The following is a 19,603-nucleotide window of genomic DNA, read 5'->3' as shown; positions in this document are numbered from 1 at the left end:
AATAAATAACATAAAATAAGATGGGGTGGATTTAATTGAATAAGAAGGATTTAGGAAAGTATCAGTCGATTTCCTTGGAAGAAATGCAAGAAAGTCTATTGGGGGACTTGAATGAATTTGACAGAGTATGTAAAGAAATTGGGTGTACATACTTTTTAGGGTATGGTACTTTACTTGGGGCAATAAGACATGATGGCTTTATTCCATGGGATGATGATGTAGATGTATGGATGTTTAGAAAGGACTATGAGAAGTTCTTGAAGGAAGCACCAGGAAAATTAAAGGGCAATTATTTCTTGCAGAATGTTGTTACTGATAAGCATTTTAAGATGCTTCATGTGGCTTGTAAGATAAGAAATGATAATACTACATTAATAGAAGAATGGAATAAAAAATATCATCAAGGCGGATTCATTGATATATTTCCTTTAGATTATGTGGGAGATAATCCAGAGGAATTTTTCAAGCTAAAGAAGAGATGTGCATTTCTTCAGTCCTTAAAAATGAGAATATCATTTAAGGAACTTTCTGGAGTTAAAAAGTATATAAGAATCATGCTTCAGCTTATATTTAAGCTTGTACCAGCAAGAGTAATTCATAACTATATTCAATCTAAAGTTGAATTAGTACGTGAAAATGATAAATCATCAAATCCACAGGTTACAACAGGATTAGATGATATATTAAAAGATATGTACACAAAGGAGCAGTTCTTCCCAGTGAAGTATCATAAATTTGGGCAAGCTGAATTTATGATTCCGAACGATCCAGATGCAATTCTAAAGACTTTGTATGGTGATTATATGTCTCTTCCAGATGAATCACAGAGAATTGCTCATGGACTGTTTTATGGGGACAAGAACTACAAAGCTTACGAAGGTAAGGACGATAACTATACTACAATTGAGGTTAATAATGAAATTAACTTAGGTCAATAGGAAAAAGCGTTTTGCAGAATAAAGCTGCAAAACGCTTTCTATTATTTAAAAATTTTCTTAAACACTTTACTTATTTGATTTTCCATTGAAGTAGAGAATTTATTAATCCTTAAAAGCTTAAATAATTGTATTCTTAGTAAATCAATCATTGAACAGCTGATATAAATTAAAGCGGCAGTAATTAGTACGTAAATCACCAGTTTAGCTCCTGGGAAATTAGAGTAAGGAGCAAATCTATTAGAGATAATATGGTCCCATACTAAAGGCTGTACGTGAATTAAGTATACTCCAAAGGAAGCTGGTCCTAGGAGTAGTATTGCTTTCTTAATGACTCCGCCTTTAATTTTGCATTGAGCAAAGTATAAGAATAAAAATAAAGCAGAGAAGAATATAAATGGAGATGTGTAGCCGATAAAAGCATTAGCAAAATAAGCTTGTCCTAAATATTTAACTGCAAAACGTTCTGAAACCAGCTTTCCAACCCAAGCGACAATTACACATAAAAGATAATAAAGTCCAAAAGGATTGTGTTTTTTTAGCTGTGGGAAGCCGTGCTTTTTAAAGTATCCACCTACAATGTATAAGGCCATAAGCCAAAGCATGCTGTATCCTTCACCTGTGTTAAATAAATCAATTGGTGTATTGAATAAATTTCCTATTGAAAAAGTTGGAATAAGTGAAAGGACAATTATAATTGTAATTATTAGTTTTTTTTATTGTTCCTTAGATAATTTATTCATCAGCTCATTTAAAAATGGAATAAAAAAGAATAATCCAAAGTAAGCAGTGAAGTACCAATACTGCTCTGTCATCATTGGAAGTACTGCAGATATTACTTCACTTTTTCCAACTGAACTAGGCACAAAGATACCAAAGAGAAGTGTGATGGTAACTGTATAAAAGGCAACCTGAAGCCATAAAGAAATAATTCTTGAGTATTTAAATTTTGTATCCGTTGAAACATATCCAGTAATTAAAGCGTAGCAGTTCACTGAGCAGTACGCAAGAATTTCTAAAAGCCATACAAGATTATAATTCATGGTATAAGGCACTGTGCTCCACAAAACTCCGCCATTACCAAGGACGTGTAAAATAACCACCATAAACATGGAAATTATCCTTAAAAAATCTATGCCTAAATTTCGTTTATTAGTCTCCATAAAGAACTCCTCCTAACGTTATGAATAATACAAATTAAAAATATGTAACAATACATAAAAGGCTCTAGTATTGTAAATAAAGTAAAATAATTCTCAAAGTACATATTACCACAAGAAATTACAAAGGACTACATAAAACTTACAATAAAAGAAATGCACAATACCAATTGTATTGTGCATTTCTTTTATTTAATTTCCAGATGGATAAGTTTCGGTTGCATCATCTTCAGGAAATGAATTATATTCTTCAGTTTCATTGTTTTCTAATCCATCACCCTTATTGATTGTGTCATCCTCAGGTTCCATTAACTCTTCAGGAAGTTTATCATCAAAGATGTAATCCTGAACCTGCTGTTTAGTTATTTGTCTATCATATATTAGATACCAAATTTCATTTATAAAGCCACCTTCTGCATACTCATCAAGAGGAAAACGAGCCTGTTCAAGTTTTCCATTTGTGATAGCTAGAACATTCTTACCAAGAGCAAGAATATCTGATGAAGTCATGTTTGTTGTAACTAATGGAAGAACTTTATTAAGTATAGATGGATAAGAAGTAAAAGGCGTTTCAAGAGCCTTTTTAAATAAAGCATCTAATACTTTTCTTTGTCTTTCAGTTCTGGCAAAGTCTCCACCAGCAGAGGATCTGTTTCTTGAGTAGGATAAGGCTTGTTCACCAGTGAGAGTTTGAATACCAGGAGCCTTTAATGTTGGAGTATCCTTTTTAAAATCCCAGTTGTCCATTTCAATAACTGCGTTTATATCTTCAAATTCTTCTGGGGTTACTTCTATTTCAACACCACCCAAGAGGTCTATTACTTTAGGAAGAGTATTAAAGTCTACAGTTGCAAACTGCTCAATATTTAAGCCAAAGGTCTCATTTATAGTTTTTAGGGCTAGTTCAGGACCTCCAAAGGCATAAGCGTGATTTAACTTATCTTCACCAAAGCCATCTATATTAACATAGCAGTCTCTCATTAAAGAAGTAGTTTTAATCTTTTGATGTATAGGATCAATGGTAAGAATCATCATTGAATCTGAACGGCCTGTAGAATCCATTTCAGAGGCATCTGTACCAAAGAGCATTATATTTTTAATTTTTGTATATTCTTCATATTCTATTAAGTCTTCTTTTTCAGCTATTCCAAGATTTGAGTTATCAAGCTCAACAATATTCATTTTATTAACTGTATTTACGAAAATGGCAGCTCCAGCAGCAACTAATATGATTAAAACTACTAATAAGGAAATACCAATTTTAAAGGCTAAAGATTTTTTCTTTTTTTTGTTTGGATTTTTATCATTTGAGTTTAAGTTCGTTGTTGAATTGTTTAGTTCATCTGACATTGTTCCACGTCCTTTCATAACTCATATTGTATCATTTTAGAGGAAAGGTGTAAATAGTTGAAGAAATGTGTAGATAATTGCTATTTTAACAGATTAAATAATAAACTTTTTACATGAAGAAAAGCCGCAAATAAAGGTTTAAAGAGTTATTGTAATTAAAAAATCATAAATTGGGATAATAATATCAAAGGTTATATTGAAAAATGTACAAAAAAGAGATATCATAAAAGATATATGTTCAGATAATGAACAATAAAGAATGAGGAGAGTAGTTATGAGAGCAATAATTTTAGCAGCAGGAATGGGGACAAGACTAAGACCACTTACAGACAATCTACCTAAAGGGTTAGTACCTGTTAATGGAATGCCAATGGTGGAAAAGCAAGTTATCTTCTTAAAGGAAGCTGGAATTGACGAAATAATAATTGTTACAGGATATATAAATGAAAAGTTTGATTACTTAGAAGAAAAATATGGAGTTAAATTAATTTTTAATGAAAAATACGATATCTACAACAACATATACACTATGTACTTAGTAAGAGAGTACTTAAGTGATGCTTATGTATTAGAAGGAGATATTTTTATGAATAATAATGTTATTGATAAAAATATTAAAAGAAGCACTTACTTTGGTGGAAGAGAGAAGAATGCCTTTACTAAGGAGTGGATGTTTAAAACTAATGCAGAAGGAAGAATCCTTAACATGGAGATGGAGCCTGGTGAGAATGAGGTTATTTTCAGAGGAATTTCTTACTGGACTGAAAAGGATGGAAGCTTTATTGCTGATAAATTGAAAGAAGCTGTAAACACAGCAGGCTTTGATAACTTATATTGGGATGATGTTGTAAAAGAAAATATTGATGGCGTTGACTTGTATCTTGAGGTTTTAAATGATATAGATTTATTTGAGATTGACTCTATGAATGATTTAAACAATGTAGAGGCAATTTTACAAGTTGCTGCTGAGAAAGCGAAGAGATAATATATGAAGAAGATTTTTGGATTAATTGCTATCTGTATTGTACTTATGGTGGGGTCCACTTATTTCACAAAGGACCATGAAAATGAAATTACCATTTATACAAGTCAGGAAAGTGAAGATATTGATTATATGATAAAGGATTTCCATGAGAAATATCCTGATATTAAGGTAAACATAATAAAGGGTTCAACGGGAAATATAACTGCAAAGCTCCTTCTTGAAAAGGAAAATCCACAGGCAGATTTTATTTGGAACCTTGATGTTGCCAGTGTACTTCGTTTAGAGGAAGAAGGAATCTTAGCAGAGTATGCTCCAAACGGACTTGAAAATGTAGATCCTAAGTTCTATGACTCAAAAAATGAAACACCAAAATGGGTTGGAACTACCATTGAAACTGTTGTAATGATAGTTAATAAAATGGAAGCGGAGAAAAAAGGACTTCCTATCCCAGAGAGCTTTGAGGATTTAGCAAATCCAATTTATAAAGGAAATGTTGTAATGCCTGATCCGGTTTCTTCAGGGACTGGGTATTTAGCTGTAAACTCCTGGCTTCAGACTAAGGGTGAGGAAGAAGGCTGGAAGTTCATCGACAGCATTAATGATAATATTAAATATTACACAACTTCAGGAAGTGCCCCTGCAAAGTCCACAGGTATTGGAGAACAAGTGGTTGGAATAACCTTCGATAAATCAAGTATAAGAATTGCTGGAGAAGTTCCAGAGGTGGAAACTATTTATCCAAAGGAAGGACTTCCATGGACAGTTAATGCCTGCTCTTTATTAAATAAGAAGGAAATAAAAGAAGAAGCTAAAATCTTCTACGAGTGGGTGCTTTCAAAGGAAACCTTAGAAAAATATAGAGATGTAAGATTACTTACCTCTTTAAAGGGATCTAAACCTGCAGAGGAAGTTCCAAGCAATTTTAGAGAAATGCTTGGTACAAATGATTTATACTGGGGAGCTACAAATAAAGCACGTATATGTGATGAATGGAAAGCTCGTTACAGTGAAAACTAATTCCTAAAGGAAGAAACAATGAGAAAAATAGAGGTGAGTTTATGTCTTATATCGAGATAAAAGGAATAGAAAAGTATTTTGGAAAAAATAAAGTATTAGATAATATAAATGTTAGTATTGATAAGGGAGAGTTTGTCTCCCTTTTAGGACCAAGCGGATGTGGAAAAACAACACTACTTAGAATTGTCAGTGGTCTTGAAACTCAAAATGGAGGAGAAATCCTTGTGGAAGGCAACAACATATCAAAACTGTCTCCAGCAAAGAGAAATATCGGAATTGTATTTCAAAACTATGTACTGTTTCCAAACCTTACAGTTTTCGAAAACATCGCTTATGGTCTTGTTAATAGAAAAATGCCGAAGGAAGAGATAGAAGCAAAGGTTAATGATATCCTTCAGAAGATTGATTTAATGCACATTAAGCATAAGTATCCAAAACAGCTTAGTGGAGGACAGCAGCAAAGGGTTGCCTTAGCAAGAGCCGTTGTTTTATCTCCAAAGATTCTTCTTCTGGATGAGCCTTTAAGTGCTTTAGATGCAAAGGTTAGAGAAAACCTTAGAAGAGAGATTAAAAAGCTTCAGAAGGATCTTGGAATTACAACCATCATGGTTACTCATGATCAGGAGGAAGCTCTTACCATGTCTGATAAGATTGTGGTAATGAAAGATGCAAAGGTGATGCAGATTGGAACACCAGAGGAAATCTACAAAACTCCAGCCAATGATTTCGTAGCAGACTTCATCGGGTACATGAATATCATTGAAGAAAATGAGAAAGTAAGAATCGTAAGACCAGAAGAAGTTTTAATCTCTAATGTAGAAGGTAAAGATTATAGAAAATGTATAGTAAAAGAATTAGAGTTTAGAGGTGCATTTTATAGATTGATCATAAAGACAGAAGAAAATAAAGAAATTGCTGTTGATACTTTAGCATATTCTAAAGAAGAGCTTGGTATTGAGAAAAACAGCCAGTTATATTACAAGATTGGTTAGGAAGGTAAGTGTATGATAAATATAGACAAATCAAGAGAAAGTAGAAGAATATTAATTTACGTACTCGCTATATTCTTTACAGTGGTACTGATTCTGCCAATTTCTACTTTATTCATCCAGGCCTTTTATAGTGAAGGAAGATTCGTTGGTATTGATAACTTTAAAACTTACTTTTCAACGCCAGCACTATTTAAATCCTTCTTTAACAGTATGACGGTATCTTCAATCACTGCAGTAATAACAGTGGTTTTAGCCTTCATATTTGCTTATGGAATTGAAAGAAGCAACATAAAATTTAAGAGAACAGTTAATTTTATTGCACTTCTTCCACTATTTATTCCAACAATGACTCACGCCATTGCAATGATATATTTATTTGGTGAAAATGGATTGATTTCCACTGGTTTTTTTGGTAGAGTACCACAAATGGCCTTTAACTTCCCCTTATACGGTAAGTGGGGAGTGATTCTGGCAGAGTGTATCTATGTTTTCCCTGCAATTTATATGATGTTTTCTGTTGCATTCAGAGTATGTGATTACAGACTTTATGAAGCAGCTGAAATAATGGGAACAACGAAGTCAAGAATGTTTACAACAATTACACTGCCAGCAGTGAAATATACAATTATTAGTGCCTTTTTATCTGCCTTTACAATGGTATTCTCAGACTTTGGTATCCCAAAAGTTCTTGGAGGAAACTACAACCTTCTTGCAACAGATATCTATAAGCAAGTTATAGGGCAGTCAAATATAACTATGGGAGCAACCGTTGGAATTCTTCTTATACTTCCATCAGTAATCTCTTTTATTGTTGATAGAAAGATTGGAAAGAGTGTAACTTCCATTGATTCTAGTGCAAAGGATTATGTGGTTAAAAATGATAAAGCACGTGATATTGCAATTGGAACAGTAACTTACTTAGTTTCAGCCTTTATTGTTATGATATTTGCTGCAGTAATAATGGCAGCCTTTATCGAGCAGTGGCCTTACAACTTAAACTTTACGTTAAAGTGGTTTAACGTTAATACTGTAGGTTCAACACCAATACAGATCTTCTTAAATACGATTTTGGTGGCTGGTATTTCGGCGGTGCTTGGAACCATTGTTGCAATACTTACAGCCTATGTAACTGAAAGAGGAATTGGTAACACAAGACTTAGAAAGTTTTTAGATTGGATAGGAATATTACCACTTGCAATACCAGGACTTGTAATAGGTTTATCATATCTTTTATTCTTTAATAGGGCTATGAATCCGTTAAAGGTAATCTATGGAACCTTTGCAATAATGATTTTTGCAAACATAATGCACTTCTTCAGTATGCCTTATATGACAATAAAGGGAAGCATGAAGAAGATTGATGGGGAATATGAAAATGTTTCTGAAACTATGGGAGTGCCTTGGTATAAGGTTTTTGACAGTGTAATATTACCCCTTTCAAAGCCAGCAATAATTGAAAGCTTTCAATATTACTTCTTAAACTCTATGATGACCATCTCTGCTTTAATCTTTTTATACACAACGAAGACAAAGGTTGCAGCAGTAGAAATGGTGGCAACCTACGATGAAGGCTATATTGCCTCAACAGCAGCCATTGCCGTTATGATACTGATAACTAACCTGATAGTTAAGTATGGAATAGAGTTATATAAGTCTAAGGACAGGAATGATCAAAAGGAGAGGGAAATGGATATTTTTAGAACCCTTCAAGCTATAAATGAAGAAGATGGATTATCCCAAAGAAAGCTTGCGGAAAGAGTTGGCGTTTCTTTAGGAAAGATGAACACCATCATTAAGGAATGTATAAAGAATGAATGGATTTCAAAAAATGAAGTAAATAGAAGGATTAAGTACGAAGTTACTGAAAAGGGCTTTGAACTTTTAAGACAAAATATTGGAACCATTAAAGAAGATATGATTTTAATCTCAAGGGATTCCAAGAAGGAAATTAAAACAGCGGTAATCTTGGCAGCAGGTGAAAGAAAAGACTTCGAAGTTTCTCCAGCGGGATTAAACATAGATGAAAATACTACCGTTGTTGAAGAAGCCATTAGAAAGCTGAAAAACAATAAGATTGAAAAGATTATAGTGGTATTAGGTTATGGAAAAGCCAAGATAAAAGAAGTGCTAAAGGACATTGAAGGAGTTATTATTGTTGAAAGTGAAAACTTTAGGGAGTCTGGAAGCATGGCATCTTTAGCTCTAGCCAGCAAGCATATTGATGATGATTTTATTCTTTTAGAGGGAGATATACTATTTGAAGAAAAAGGCTTACAGGCAATCTTAGATAGTGAGAAGGGAGAATGTATCCTTCTTACAGACTTAAGTGGCTCTGGCGATGAAGAATTTGTACAGCTTAAAAATGAATGCTTATTTAAAATGGGAAAAGACATTCATCAGTTTAACAGAGTAGATGGAGAATTGGTTGGTATAATCAAGATATCCTATAAACTCTTTGAGCTTATGATGAAGGAATACAAGGATAACATCAATCCGCTTTTAAATTACGATTACATCCTTTTAGATGTGGCACGAGACTTTAAAGTTTCCTGCTTAAAGGTGGAAGAGTTAATGTGGAGCGAAATTGATAATAAAGAGCAGTATATGAAAGCAATGAAAATTGCTAAGAAAATAAAAAGTAGTAAAAGATAATAAAAGATAATAATATAATGAAACAGCCAGGAGCTTTAAAAGCTTCCTGGCTGTTTTTTATTAAGAATATAATAATTGTTTAATTTGAGTTTTCTTCATCTTCATAGCCTAGGGGATCTACATCATCAAAGATATAATCCTGAATCTGCTGCTTTGTTGAAGGTCTATCAAAGTATAGATACCAAAGTTCATCGACAGGGTCAATCTCACCCCAAGAGTATTCATCAAGAGGGAAACGGGCCTGCTCTAAGTTTTTAGTTCCAATTCCAATAATGTTTTTACCTAGGTTCAAAATATCACCGGAGGTCATGTTTGTTGTTACAAAAGGAAGAACCTTACTTAAAAGACTAGGGTAAGAAGTAACTGGTGTACTAAGGCCTTTTTTAAATAAAGCTTCCATTACAGCACGTTGTCTTTGAGTTCTGGCATAATCTCCACCCTCTGAAGTTCTGTTTCTTGCATAGGATAAAGCCTGATTACCATTTAGGGTTTGAAGACCTGGCTCCTGAAGATAAGGAGTGGATTTATCGTAAGTTCTGTTATCTTCAAAGATTACGTTGTTAACATCGTTGAACTCTTCAGGAGTAACATTAATTTCAACTCCACCCAAAATATCAATAACTTTAGGTAATGTTGTGAAATCTACAGATGCAAACTCTTCTATATTAAGTCCGAAGTTTTCGTTGAAGGTCTTGAGGGTAAGCTGAGCTCCACCATAGGCGTAGGCATGAGTTAATTTGTCTTCACCATAGCCGTCAATTTCAACACGGGCATCTCTCATAAAAGAGGTTATTTTTAATTTTTTATTTATTGGATCAATGGTAAGGAGCATCATGGTATCTGAACGGATTGGCTCACCACTTTCCGTTGGCTGGTCAGTACCAAGGAGTAATATATTTTTTATCTTATCATATTCCTCATATTTACTAAGCTCTTCATCATCAGCAATACCAAGATTAGATTTATCCAGCTCTACAATGTTCAAATCCCCCATGGATTTAAAGAATATAGTTCCAACAATTGTTACACCCATCAAAGCTATTAGGAGTAAAGAACATCCAAGTATCAGCGGAATAGAAGGCTTCTTTTTTCGTTTTCTTCGTCTTTTCTTTGTTGGAGTTTTTATTTCATTATTATTATCTTCAAAATTTCTTGTTTCTTTTGACATTTATCCCACGTCCCTTCATAAATTATATTTTACAATCTTGGAAGATAAGTGTAAATACCTAAGATGTGTAAAATATAGGAATAAAGTAGTTTGAAACCATATTATACCACAATAGTTTTTTGAAATATAGCACAAAGCATTAAATAGAACATATATAGTATTACGTCTTAATATTATGAACAGAACATTGAAATTTTAAAATTAACTATAGCGTAATAATTAATAAAATTTAGAGGCTTAAAAGTCTTAAGCAAACCACTTTAAAGGAAAATAAAAAAATATAAAAGTAGTGAAAGTGTTGAAAGTTATTATGATAAAAATTGAACATGCAATAATTGTCGAATTGACTACAAAAACGATTACAGAAGGGAGAAAACTTATAAAAAAGATATTAATTTAAGAAAAGCGTGAAAAGATAAGTTAATTAAATTAAAAAATAGAATGGAAGATTGGTTATAAATTGTAAAAATATCGCAAAAAAAAGATGGTATATTGAGCATATATATGATATATTACTTTTTGACGCAAGATATATGAAAAACATATAAAAACTTTCATTATTACATATTAAAAGTAAAAAAACATATTAAGTTACATATAGAAATGTTTTACCTAAAAATGTTAAAAAATAAAAATTTATTTCAGAAATATTTTTTACTAAAATTAGATATTATTTGCTTATGTATGATATAAAAATAACAAACATATATAACTATATAGAAATACAGGAGGTACCATGGAAGAAAATTTTGAAGAAGTAATAAGCATTGGAGAAATTCTTCAATCATTAAGGAAGAGATGGAAATTAATCTTTATCTGCACCATGGCAGTAACAATTTTAGTGACAGCATTTACTTTGTTTTTTATAAAACCAAAGTATGAATCAACCACTAAATTGTTCATAGGTAAAGAGCAGGGAGTAGAGCAGGTATACAACAATAGTGATGTGCAGATGTATCAGCAGCTTTTAAAGACCTATGCTGAAGTAATAAAGACTAGAGATATTGCTAAGGCTGCAATTGAAAAGGAAAATTTAGAGTTAAAGGAAAAAGAGCTATTAGCTAATTTATCTGTTGTAACTTTAGCTGAAACTCAGATTCTTCAGATAAAATATGAAAGCTCTAATCCAGAGGAAGCCTTGAAAGTTATCCAAGGGGTAAAGGCAGAATTCATGAAAACCGCTGTGGAATTAGTTCCAAATGGTAACATACAGGTGTTAGAAGAAGAAGAATTCCCAGAAAAGCCTGTAAGTCCAAATAAAAAGATGAATATTATCATTGGACTTTTACTTGGATTAATGATAGGAATTGGACTTGCATTTCTTTTAGAATTCTTAGATAGCAGCTTCAAGACAAAAGAGCAGCTGGAGAGGGAATTGGACATACCTGTTATAGGAGTAATACCTTTTATTTTGAGAGATTAATTAGATTAATGAAAATTTAGGGTAAAGAATATAAGAAAAATGTCGTATAAAGAATAAGGAATCTTATATTAGATTCAAAAATGGAAGAAAGTTAAAGAATCAGAAGGAGGAGACGATTTGGAGGAGCAAGTGATAAGCATCAGCGAAATTCTTGATTCATTGAAGAAAAGATGGAAGCTGATTGTGGTAATTACCTTATGTGCAACACTTTTATCGGGGGTTGTGAGTTTCTTTGTGCTTAAGCCGCAGTATGAAGCTACAACAAAGGTGTTTATCGGTAAAGAAGAGGGAGCAGAACAGGGATATAATCAAAGCGATGTAATAATGTACAAGCAGTTGATGAAAACTTATTTAGAGACAGTTAAGACAAAGGATCTAATTGGAAGAGCTTTGGAAGATGTAAAAACAGAGCTTGAAGTTAAAGAGGTTTTAGCTGGATTAACAGTTACAAATGTGACTGACACTCAAATTCTTGAAATTAAATTTAAGGGGAAAAATCCTGAGGAAGCTAGAGATATTGTGGCTGCAGTGACAGGAGAATTCATTAATACTTCAAAAACTTTAGTTGCCAACGGTAATGTAAGGGTTATTGAAGAAGTTGTTGTGCCTGAAAATCCTGTAAGTCCTAATAAAAAAATGAATATTGCAATTGCATTTATCTTAGGTTTAATGGTTAGTGTAGGAATATGCTTCCTGTTAGAATTCATGGACAATACCTTTAAAAGTAAAGAACAATTGGAAAGAGAAATTGATATACCAGTACTTGGTACAATACCAAATATAATTGAAAACTAATTTTAAGGAGATAAAGGATGATAGTAGAAAGAGAACCAAAATCCATAGCAGCGGAAAGCTATAGGACACTTAGAACAAATATACAATATTCTTCCTTTGATGAAGATTACAAAGTAATTGTAATAACGAGTTCAGAACCCGGAGAAGGAAAGAGTATCACAGCGGGAAACTTAGCCTTATCCTTAGCTCAAGGAGATAAAAAGGTTATTCTTATTGATTGTGATTTAAGGAAACCATCAATACATAAAAAATTTAAGTTATCTAACACTTTAGGACTTTCGGATGTAATAGTTGAAAAGGAAAGTGTAACTAATGTGGGATATAAATATAATAAGAATTTAACAGTTTTGACATCAGGTAAAATTCCTCCAAATCCAGCAGAAATGTTAGGATCTAAGGCAATGACTGCTTTACTTGATGCTTTAAAGAAGGTCTTCGATTATGTAATCATAGATACACCACCAGTGCAGGCTGTAACGGATGCTCAAATTCTTTCAGCTAAGGCTGATGGAACTATACTTGTGGTTAGGGCAGAGAAAACAAAGAAGGATTCAGTTCATAACAGCGTAGGGCTGCTTAAAAAAGTAAATGCTAACATTATTGGAACTGTTCTTAATGGATTAGAAGCAAGCAATAATAATTATTACTATTATTATGGTGCTCAATAAAGGAGAAGGAGCTTAGCTCCTTCTGTGATATAGATAAATCTCCTTAAGCAAGATTGAAAATTTGTAATGTTGAATTATTGATTGAAGAGAGTAACATTATTCAGAATTATTCTCAAAGGAATGGAGGTGTTAAAAATGATTGATTTTCATAGTCACATTATACCAGGAGTAGATGATGGAGCAAATTCAGAGGAAATGGCTCTTGCCATGATAAAACTGGCTGCTGACAGTGGGACAGAAAAACTTGTGGCAACACCTCATTATGTGAGAGGAAGATTTCAAGTATCAAGAGTTGAAATAAAAAAAGAATTGGACAAGTTGAAGAAATTGGTGAAAGACAGGGATATACCTATTGAGCTTTATGAAGGCCAAGAGGTTTATTACAAGGAGAATATCCTTCAGTATTATCTTGAAGGTGAAATAGGAACAATTGAAGATACCAGATACATGCTGGTGGAGCTTCCAATGAAGGAATTTGATATTGAGAAGGTAATTAATAATTTTTATGAGCTTCAATTAAAGGGTATTGTAATAATTTTAGCTCATCCTGAAAGATATATAGAATTCATCAAGAAGCCTTCACTTATAAATAAGTTTATAGATGAAGGATTTTTATTCCAATTAAACACTGGAAGCATTTCAGGTGAGTTCGGTAAAGATGTAAAGAAAACAGCAGAAATATTCTTAAAGCATGACATTTACAGTGTCATTGGATCTGATGGACATAGACTTAAATCAAGAAATACTGATATGTCAGAGGGGTTAAGGGAAATTGATTTATTATCTTTAAGATTAAGAGAAGAATTTAAGGAAAATGGAGAAAAGATTCTAAGGAATGTAGATGTCAGAAGCAAAGGCAGACACATTGAGGAAGCTAAAGGAATAAAAGGATTAATAAAACGAATATTCAAATAGAGGTATGTATATTTTTGAAATTCATTTAAGTAGGAAAATAAACTAACTAAAATAGGGAAAATTTCAGGAAGTTTAAAAATAAAGGGTACTATAACTGAATAATAGATAATACAGCTTTAAGCGGTGTTACCCATATATTTTTGGAAACTCCTTCTAATATACATTCGAAGGAGTAAGTTCGACTATCCAAATGTAAAATTTGGAGTCTCACTTAAAATATAGGGAACAATGAAGTATAACCTGTATTTGGGCACTTGGGTTATATGGAGTTAGTAGTGCAACCGACCTCTATTTATAAATAAATATTATAATTGGGGGGGATTTTTTATGAGTGGTAAAAAACGTGTAAGAATTGGCATTCTTATGCTGATTGATATGATATTTATAACTTTTTCATATTTTATAAGTTGCTATATTAGATTCGATGTCTATGGATTTAATGATTATATAGGAATTATTTTCAAATTTATACCACTAACAATTCTAATATATGTAGCATCTTTGTGGATATTTAAAATGTATAACAGAATTTGGAGGACTGCCAGCATTGATGAAGCAATCCATGGGGTTTTAGCCTGTGGAGTTGGATGTTTGGGTAATTTCTTAGTAATGGAATTTATGGCAGTGAGAATACCAAGAACAGTTACAATTGTGGCTGGAATATTAATTACCTGTGGAATTATTTCTGTGAGAGTATCCTACAGGGTGGGAAGGCGCATAAAGCAGTATGTAAAGGTGATTAAGAAACAGGGAAAAGAAAATGTGCTTATCATTGGAGCAGGAGTTTGTGCACAAATGATAATTACAGAAATACTTAGAGAGAAAACTGATGAATATAACATTGTTGGACTTATTGATGATAATAAAGGAAAGGTAAACAACTATCTGAAAGGATATAAGATTCTTGGAGATAGATACGATATAGAGGAAATTTGTAAAGAAAAAGCTGTGGACAAGATAATAATTGCAATTCCTTCTATGGGGGATGAGGATAGAAAAGCAATTATTGAAATCTGCAATAAAACAAAGTTAAAGGTGAAAATTATACCAGGGGTATATGAACTTATAGATGGAAATGTATCTTTAAATCAAATGAGAGATGTGGATTTAAAGGATTTACTTGGAAGACCACAGGTAAAGCTAGATAGAAAAGGAATAGAGGAATATCTTACTGAGAAAACAGTTCTTGTAACAGGAGCAGGGGGATCCATCGGTTCAGAACTATGCAGACAGATTGCAGCCTTTAAACCTTCAAGACTTATCCTTTTGGATATCTATGAAAACAATATATATGAAATTCAGAATGAATTAAGTAGGAAAATACCAGAACTTAATAAAGCTGTTGTCATAGCTTCTGTAAGGGATAAAAGAAGAATGAATGAAATTTTTGAAAGATATAAGCCACAGGTGGTTTTCCACGCAGCAGCCCATAAGCATGTACCTTTAATGGAGGATAGTCCTTCAGAAGCCATAAAGAACAACGTAAAAGGAACCTTAAATGTGGCTGAATGTGCGGATAAACATGGAGTTTTAAGATTTGTTCTAATCTCAACGGATAAAGCAGTAAACCCAACCAATGTGATGGGAGCTTCAAAGAGATTATGTGAAATGGTGGTTCAAGCCATGAATAGAAGAAGCAAAACTGAATATGTGGCAGTTCGCTTTGGAAATGTGCTTGGAAGTAATGGTTCAGTAATCCCTTTATTTAAGAATCAGATTAAAGAAGGAGGACCTGTAACCTTAACCCATAAGGAAATAACAAGGTACTTCATGCTAATTCCAGAAGCAGCACAATTGGTACTTCAAGCAGGGGCATTTGCAAAGGGTGGAGAAATCTTTGTCCTTGACATGGGAAAACCAGTGAAGATATATGACTTAGCGGTAAACCTAATAAAGCTATCAGGGCTTGAACCTCATAAAGACATAAAAATTGAAGTAACGGGACTTCGTCCAGGAGAAAAGCTGTATGAAGAGCTTTTAATGAATGAAGAAGGTTTAGAAGAAACAGCTCATGAAAAAATCTTTATTGGAAAACCAGGGGATTTTGACATTGAAGAAGTGAAGAGATCCATTGATATGCTAATGGAGCAATGTCTTCTTGGAAACAGAACTTTAATAAAGAACTGTTTAAAGCAGGTGGTACCGACCTATAAGGATCCAGATGTATATAACGGAATCCAGGAAGAGGTTGCAGCTACTTTGGATCTTGTTGGGAAATTAGAAGCATAAATATCAATAAATTAAAAGAAAAGGGGATAAGATTTATGAAAAGAATTTTCGATTTTCTCATGAGTTTAATAGGAATATTGATATTATCGCCTATTATTATAATTGTGGCATTAAGTGTTAAATTAACATCAAAGGGACCAATTTTATTTAAACAAAGAAGGATTGGTAAAAATAATGAAGAGTTTTCAATCTATAAATTTAGAACCATGAGAATTGACACACCTAATGTACCAACTCATTTATTAGAAAATCCAGAGCAATGGATAACTCCTATAGGTAAATTTTTAAGAAAGACAAGCTTAGATGAACTTCCACAACTATTTAATATTTTAAGTGGAAAGATGAGTATTGTTGGCCCGAGACCTGCTCTTTACAATCAATATGACTTAAAGGAAATGAGAACAGCTGAAGGGATTCATAAGCTAGTGCCAGGACTTACAGGATGGGCTCAAATTAACGGAAGAGATGAGATACCACTAAGCTTAAAGGTTAAGCTAGATAAGGAGTATCTTGAAAGAAAAAGTTTTTGGTTTGATTTAAAGATAATCTTCTTAACTGTAATAAGTGTTATTAAAAGTGATGGAGTGCAAGAAGGTAAAGCTGTAAATAACAATGAAAAAACAATTGCAGGTTAGGAGATAAATATGACAGATATAGTTATTATTGGAGCTGGTGGAATTGGAAGAGAAGCAGCTTGGATAATTGAAGAAATAAATAAAGTAAATGAACAATGGAACTTATTAGGCTTTGTAGATGACAATAGTGAAATGTGGGGAAAAGAGTTAAATGGATATAAGGTATTAGGAGATATAAATACCTTATTATCCTTAAAAAATAAACCTTATGTGATTGTTGCAATGGCAAATTGTAAAGAGAAAAAACGCATTGTAGAAAAGTTAAAAGGTAACTTTGAATTTGTAACATTAATTCACCCTAGTGTTAGGATAAGTGGTTATATAAAAGTAGGACAAGGTACAATTATTTATCCCGGAACTATTTTAACGGTAAACACAACAATAGGGAAACATGTATTGATAAGTGGTAATTGTGGAATTGGTCATGATACTGTAATTGGAGATTATTCCTCGATATTATGGGGATGTAATTTATCAGGATATGACACCTTAGGAGAAGGGTGCTTTATAGGAATAGGAACAAGCATAGCACAGGGTATTTCAATTGAAGATGGATATAAAGCAATGACAGGAAGTAATATTATTGAAAGTATCGTAGCAATGGAGGTTGGACAATGAAGATTTTAATTACAGGAGTATATGGCATAGTTGGAAGCTACCTTTGCAATGAATTAAAGAAAAACCATGAAATTGTAGGTAGTGGTAGAAGAAAAGAATATAATGGTTGTGGTAAATATTATAGCTGTGATATTACTGATAAAGAGCAATTGAAGAAGGTAATTAAAGAAAATAAAGACTTAGATATAATTATTCACTGTGCAGCTCTTGCGCACAATAAAGGAAATGATTTATCTAAAGAAAGATTCATGAAAGTGAATTATGAAGCTACAAAGGATTTAGTAGATTTAAGCAATGAATATTTAAAATTAAAAAACTTTGTTTTTGTAAGCACAATATCAGTATATGGTGAAAGATTAAATAAGGATGTCTATGTGGAGACAGACGAGTGTGAACCAAGAAGTCCATATGCTATAGCAAAGAAAATGTCAGAGGAATATATCATAAATTCATATAAATCAAATTATACAATTCTTCGTCTAGCTCCAGTTTATTCAAATGACTTTACTTTAAATATTGAAAGAAGAAGCAGAATAAAAGGGATACCTTATAAGGTTGGAAATGGAAAACAAAGATTAAGTCTTTGTAATATTAGAAATATATTTGAAGTGGTAAACTATATTGTTAATAACGCTGAAAATGAGGTAAGTGAAATTTACAATATCTCCGATAGTAGAATTTATGAGTTTAATGACTTATTAAAATTCAGTGGAATTGAGAAAAGTGTTGTACTGCCTAAATTTGTATTTAAATGGTTGCATAGTTTAAATAAAGCAACGGTAAAAAAACAGTTTATACATGAGAATAGTATTAAGCTTATAAGTGATAATATTTACACATGTGAGAAGTTAAATAAAAAAGTTGAAATGCAACACGGAATGGAGAAGTAAAATGAAAAAGGTTTTAATGCTTGGCAATCATGAGATAGTAATTTATAACTTTAGAAAAGAATTAGTGGAAAGAATGATTGCAGAAGGTTATGAAGTATATGTTGCGTTACCTTATGGACCTAAGGTTGAGCACCTTAAGGTTATGGGATGTAAATTTATTGATACGCCAATTAATAGAAGAAATACTAATCCTTTAGAAGATATAAAAGTATTTTTACAGTATATTAATGTTTTGAGAGAAATAAAACCAGATGTGGTATTAACATACACAGTAAAACCAAATGTATATGGAGGTATTGCTTGTAGATTAAAAAAAATACCTTATATCTGCAATGTTACAGGATTAGGAAGTGGATATTTAAATGGAGGAATAGTACAAAAAATTGTACAAACTTTATCTAAACTATCCTTTAAGAAGTCTAATAAGGTATTTTTTCAAAACACTGCTGATAGAGATTTATTAGTATCTCAAAAGGTTGTATCTGATAATTATGATTTATTACCAGGTTCAGGTGTTAATCTTGAAACTTATAAAGTATTACCTTATCCTCCAGAGGAACAACCAATAAATTTTAATTTTGTTGCTAGGGTTATGAAGGATAAAGGAATTGATGAATATTTAGAAGCAGCTAAAATTATAAAGAAGAGATACCCAGAAGTGGTGTTTAATGTTATTGGAATGATAGATCAACCTCATTATAAAGATATACTTAAGAAGTATGAAGAAGAAGAAATTATAAAATATCATGGATTTCAAACGGATATGATGCCATTTATCGAAAAATGTAATTGTATGATTAATCCATCTTATACTGAAGGAATGTCTAATGTGTTGCTAGAAAATGCTGCATGTGGAAGACCAGTTATAGCTTCCAATATACCTGGATGTAAGGAAATTGTAAATGATGGGCAATCAGGTTACATATTTCAAGTTAAAAATTCTCAAAGTTTGGTTGATAAAATTGAAGAGTTTATTAGTATTTCATATCAAAGAAAAGTTGAAATGGGATTGCAGGGGAGAAAAAAGGTTGAAGTGGAATTTGATAGACAAATTGTGGTGAAAATGTATCTAGATCAAATTGAAGATATATGTATAGGATATTAGTTTATTAGAGTATCGAAAGGATAGAGCATAGGTTTGGTGAAAGAATGTTATTAATAAAAATATATG

At 32.4% G+C, this 19,603-nt stretch carries 16 protein-coding genes, 1 pseudogene and 1 riboswitch; of the genes and pseudogenes, 14 read left to right on the top strand and 3 right to left on the bottom strand.

Translation table 11 applies throughout. The features are described 5' to 3' along the window. The first annotated feature begins 35 nt into the window (after positions 1 to 35). Positions 36 to 938 (top strand): LicD family protein, encoded by a 903-nt coding sequence (locus BN1075_RS19415; RefSeq protein WP_040194964.1) that lies wholly within the window; start codon positions 36 to 38, stop codon positions 936 to 938. Positions 939 to 979: 41 nt separating this feature from the next. Here BN1075_RS19415 and BN1075_RS22465 read toward each other — a convergent pair. Further along, positions 980 to 2,098 (bottom strand): annotated as a pseudogene (locus BN1075_RS22465) (acyltransferase). Positions 2,099 to 2,287: 189 nt separating this feature from the next. Continuing rightward, positions 2,288 to 3,445 (bottom strand): LCP family protein, encoded by a 1,158-nt coding sequence (locus BN1075_RS19405; protein ID WP_081911669.1) that lies wholly within the window; start codon positions 3,443 to 3,445, stop codon positions 2,288 to 2,290. 274 nt (positions 3,446 to 3,719) lie between these two features. On the opposite strand from BN1075_RS19405, the gene BN1075_RS19400 reads away from it, so the two are divergent. The 4 genes from BN1075_RS19400 to BN1075_RS21000 are packed head-to-tail and all read left to right on the top strand — an operon-like array spanning position 3,720 to position 9,091. After that, a complete protein-coding gene (locus BN1075_RS19400; RefSeq protein WP_040194963.1) occupies positions 3,720 to 4,430 on the top strand; it encodes a CTP--phosphocholine cytidylyltransferase in 711 nt (236 codons plus the stop codon). A gap of 3 nt (positions 4,431 to 4,433) precedes the next feature. Then, complete coding sequence (locus BN1075_RS19395) at positions 4,434 to 5,447, top strand: extracellular solute-binding protein (protein WP_040194962.1); 1,014 nt, start codon at positions 4,434 to 4,436, stop codon at positions 5,445 to 5,447. A 41-nt stretch (positions 5,448 to 5,488) separates the two neighbouring features. Further along, the gene (locus BN1075_RS19390) at positions 5,489 to 6,439 is read left to right on the top strand and encodes an ABC transporter ATP-binding protein (protein ID WP_040194961.1); all 951 of its coding nucleotides are present in this window, start codon (positions 5,489 to 5,491) and stop codon (positions 6,437 to 6,439) included. Between the two features lie 12 nt (positions 6,440 to 6,451). Beyond that, a complete protein-coding gene (locus tag BN1075_RS21000) occupies positions 6,452 to 9,091 on the top strand; it encodes a putative 2-aminoethylphosphonate ABC transporter permease subunit (RefSeq protein ID WP_052406652.1) in 2,640 nt (879 codons plus the stop codon). Positions 9,092 to 9,170: 79 nt separating this feature from the next. On the opposite strand, the gene BN1075_RS19380 is transcribed toward BN1075_RS21000, so the two are convergent. Beyond that, complete coding sequence (locus tag BN1075_RS19380; RefSeq protein WP_040194960.1) at positions 9,171 to 10,259, bottom strand: LCP family protein; 1,089 nt, start codon at positions 10,257 to 10,259, stop codon at positions 9,171 to 9,173. A 736-nt stretch (positions 10,260 to 10,995) separates the two neighbouring features. Between BN1075_RS19380 and BN1075_RS19375 the strand changes: the two genes are divergently transcribed. The 9 genes from BN1075_RS19375 to BN1075_RS19335 all read left to right on the top strand — a co-directional run bounded on the left by BN1075_RS19375 (position 10,996) and on the right by BN1075_RS19335 (position 19,537). Beyond that, positions 10,996 to 11,682 carry a YveK family protein gene (locus tag BN1075_RS19375; RefSeq protein ID WP_040194959.1) on the top strand — a complete coding sequence of 229 codons (687 nt, stop codon included), beginning with the start codon at positions 10,996 to 10,998 and terminating at the stop codon, positions 11,680 to 11,682. Between the two features lie 117 nt (positions 11,683 to 11,799). Then, the gene (locus BN1075_RS19370; RefSeq protein WP_040194958.1) at positions 11,800 to 12,477 is read left to right on the top strand and encodes a YveK family protein; all 678 of its coding nucleotides are present in this window, start codon (positions 11,800 to 11,802) and stop codon (positions 12,475 to 12,477) included. 17 nt (positions 12,478 to 12,494) lie between these two features. Beyond that, positions 12,495 to 13,145, top strand: a complete 651-nt coding sequence (locus tag BN1075_RS19365) for a CpsD/CapB family tyrosine-protein kinase (protein WP_040194957.1) — start codon at positions 12,495 to 12,497, stop codon at positions 13,143 to 13,145. Between the two features lie 135 nt (positions 13,146 to 13,280). Next, positions 13,281 to 14,060, top strand: coding sequence for a tyrosine-protein phosphatase (locus tag BN1075_RS19360; protein ID WP_040194956.1), 780 nt, complete (start codon positions 13,281 to 13,283; stop codon positions 14,058 to 14,060). A gap of 212 nt (positions 14,061 to 14,272) precedes the next feature. Then, positions 14,273 to 14,356: riboswitch (cyclic di-GMP riboswitch) on the top strand. Between the two features lie 31 nt (positions 14,357 to 14,387). Then, positions 14,388 to 16,289 carry a polysaccharide biosynthesis protein gene (locus tag BN1075_RS19355; RefSeq protein WP_040194955.1) on the top strand — a complete coding sequence of 634 codons (1,902 nt, stop codon included), beginning with the start codon at positions 14,388 to 14,390 and terminating at the stop codon, positions 16,287 to 16,289. Positions 16,290 to 16,324: 35 nt separating this feature from the next. After that, positions 16,325 to 16,924: a sugar transferase gene (locus tag BN1075_RS19350; RefSeq protein WP_040194954.1), complete on the top strand. Its 600-nt coding sequence runs from the start codon at positions 16,325 to 16,327 to the stop codon at positions 16,922 to 16,924. Between the two features lie 9 nt (positions 16,925 to 16,933). Next, complete coding sequence (locus tag BN1075_RS19345; RefSeq protein ID WP_040194952.1) at positions 16,934 to 17,542, top strand: NeuD/PglB/VioB family sugar acetyltransferase; 609 nt, start codon at positions 16,934 to 16,936, stop codon at positions 17,540 to 17,542. Continuing rightward, positions 17,539 to 18,432, top strand: a complete 894-nt coding sequence (locus BN1075_RS19340) for an NAD-dependent epimerase/dehydratase family protein (RefSeq protein WP_040194951.1) — start codon at positions 17,539 to 17,541, stop codon at positions 18,430 to 18,432. The genes BN1075_RS19345 and BN1075_RS19340 overlap by 4 nt, the downstream gene beginning before the upstream one ends. A 1-nt stretch (position 18,433) precedes the next feature. Further along, positions 18,434 to 19,537, top strand: a complete 1,104-nt coding sequence (locus BN1075_RS19335; RefSeq protein WP_040194949.1) for a glycosyltransferase family 4 protein — start codon at positions 18,434 to 18,436, stop codon at positions 19,535 to 19,537. Positions 19,538 to 19,603: the final 66 nt, after the last annotated feature.

It is taken from the genome of Clostridium culturomicium, assembly GCF_000821305.1.
GTDB lineage: Bacteria > Bacillota > Clostridia > Clostridiales > Clostridiaceae > Clostridium_J > Clostridium_J culturomicium.
Note: the sequence above shows the minus strand (reverse complement) of the source record. Positions and strands in the feature narration are given on the sequence as shown.

Bases quoted from the DNA above. Each gene is read 5' to 3' on its own strand.
- BN1075_RS19405 (WP_081911669.1), bottom strand. From the start codon at position 3,445: ATGTCAGATGAACTAAACAATTCAACAACGAACTTAAACTCAAATGAT.
- BN1075_RS19400 (WP_040194963.1), top strand. From the start codon at position 3,720: ATGAGAGCAATAATTTTAGCAGCAGGAATGGGGACAAGACTAAGACCA.
- BN1075_RS19395 (WP_040194962.1), top strand. From the start codon at position 4,434: ATGAAGAAGATTTTTGGATTAATTGCTATCTGTATTGTACTTATGGTG.
- BN1075_RS19390 (WP_040194961.1), top strand. From the start codon at position 5,489: ATGTCTTATATCGAGATAAAAGGAATAGAAAAGTATTTTGGAAAAAAT.
- BN1075_RS21000 (WP_052406652.1), top strand. From the start codon at position 6,452: ATGATAAATATAGACAAATCAAGAGAAAGTAGAAGAATATTAATTTAC.
- BN1075_RS19380 (WP_040194960.1), bottom strand. From the start codon at position 10,259: ATGTCAAAAGAAACAAGAAATTTTGAAGATAATAATAATGAAATAAAA.
- BN1075_RS19375 (WP_040194959.1), top strand. From the start codon at position 10,996: ATGGAAGAAAATTTTGAAGAAGTAATAAGCATTGGAGAAATTCTTCAA.
- BN1075_RS19365 (WP_040194957.1), top strand. From the start codon at position 12,495: ATGATAGTAGAAAGAGAACCAAAATCCATAGCAGCGGAAAGCTATAGG.
- BN1075_RS19360 (WP_040194956.1), top strand. From the start codon at position 13,281: ATGATTGATTTTCATAGTCACATTATACCAGGAGTAGATGATGGAGCA.
- BN1075_RS19355 (WP_040194955.1), top strand. From the start codon at position 14,388: ATGAGTGGTAAAAAACGTGTAAGAATTGGCATTCTTATGCTGATTGAT.
- BN1075_RS19350 (WP_040194954.1), top strand. From the start codon at position 16,325: ATGAAAAGAATTTTCGATTTTCTCATGAGTTTAATAGGAATATTGATA.
- BN1075_RS19345 (WP_040194952.1), top strand. From the start codon at position 16,934: ATGACAGATATAGTTATTATTGGAGCTGGTGGAATTGGAAGAGAAGCA.
- BN1075_RS19340 (WP_040194951.1), top strand. From the start codon at position 17,539: ATGAAGATTTTAATTACAGGAGTATATGGCATAGTTGGAAGCTACCTT.
- BN1075_RS19335 (WP_040194949.1), top strand. From the start codon at position 18,434: ATGAAAAAGGTTTTAATGCTTGGCAATCATGAGATAGTAATTTATAAC.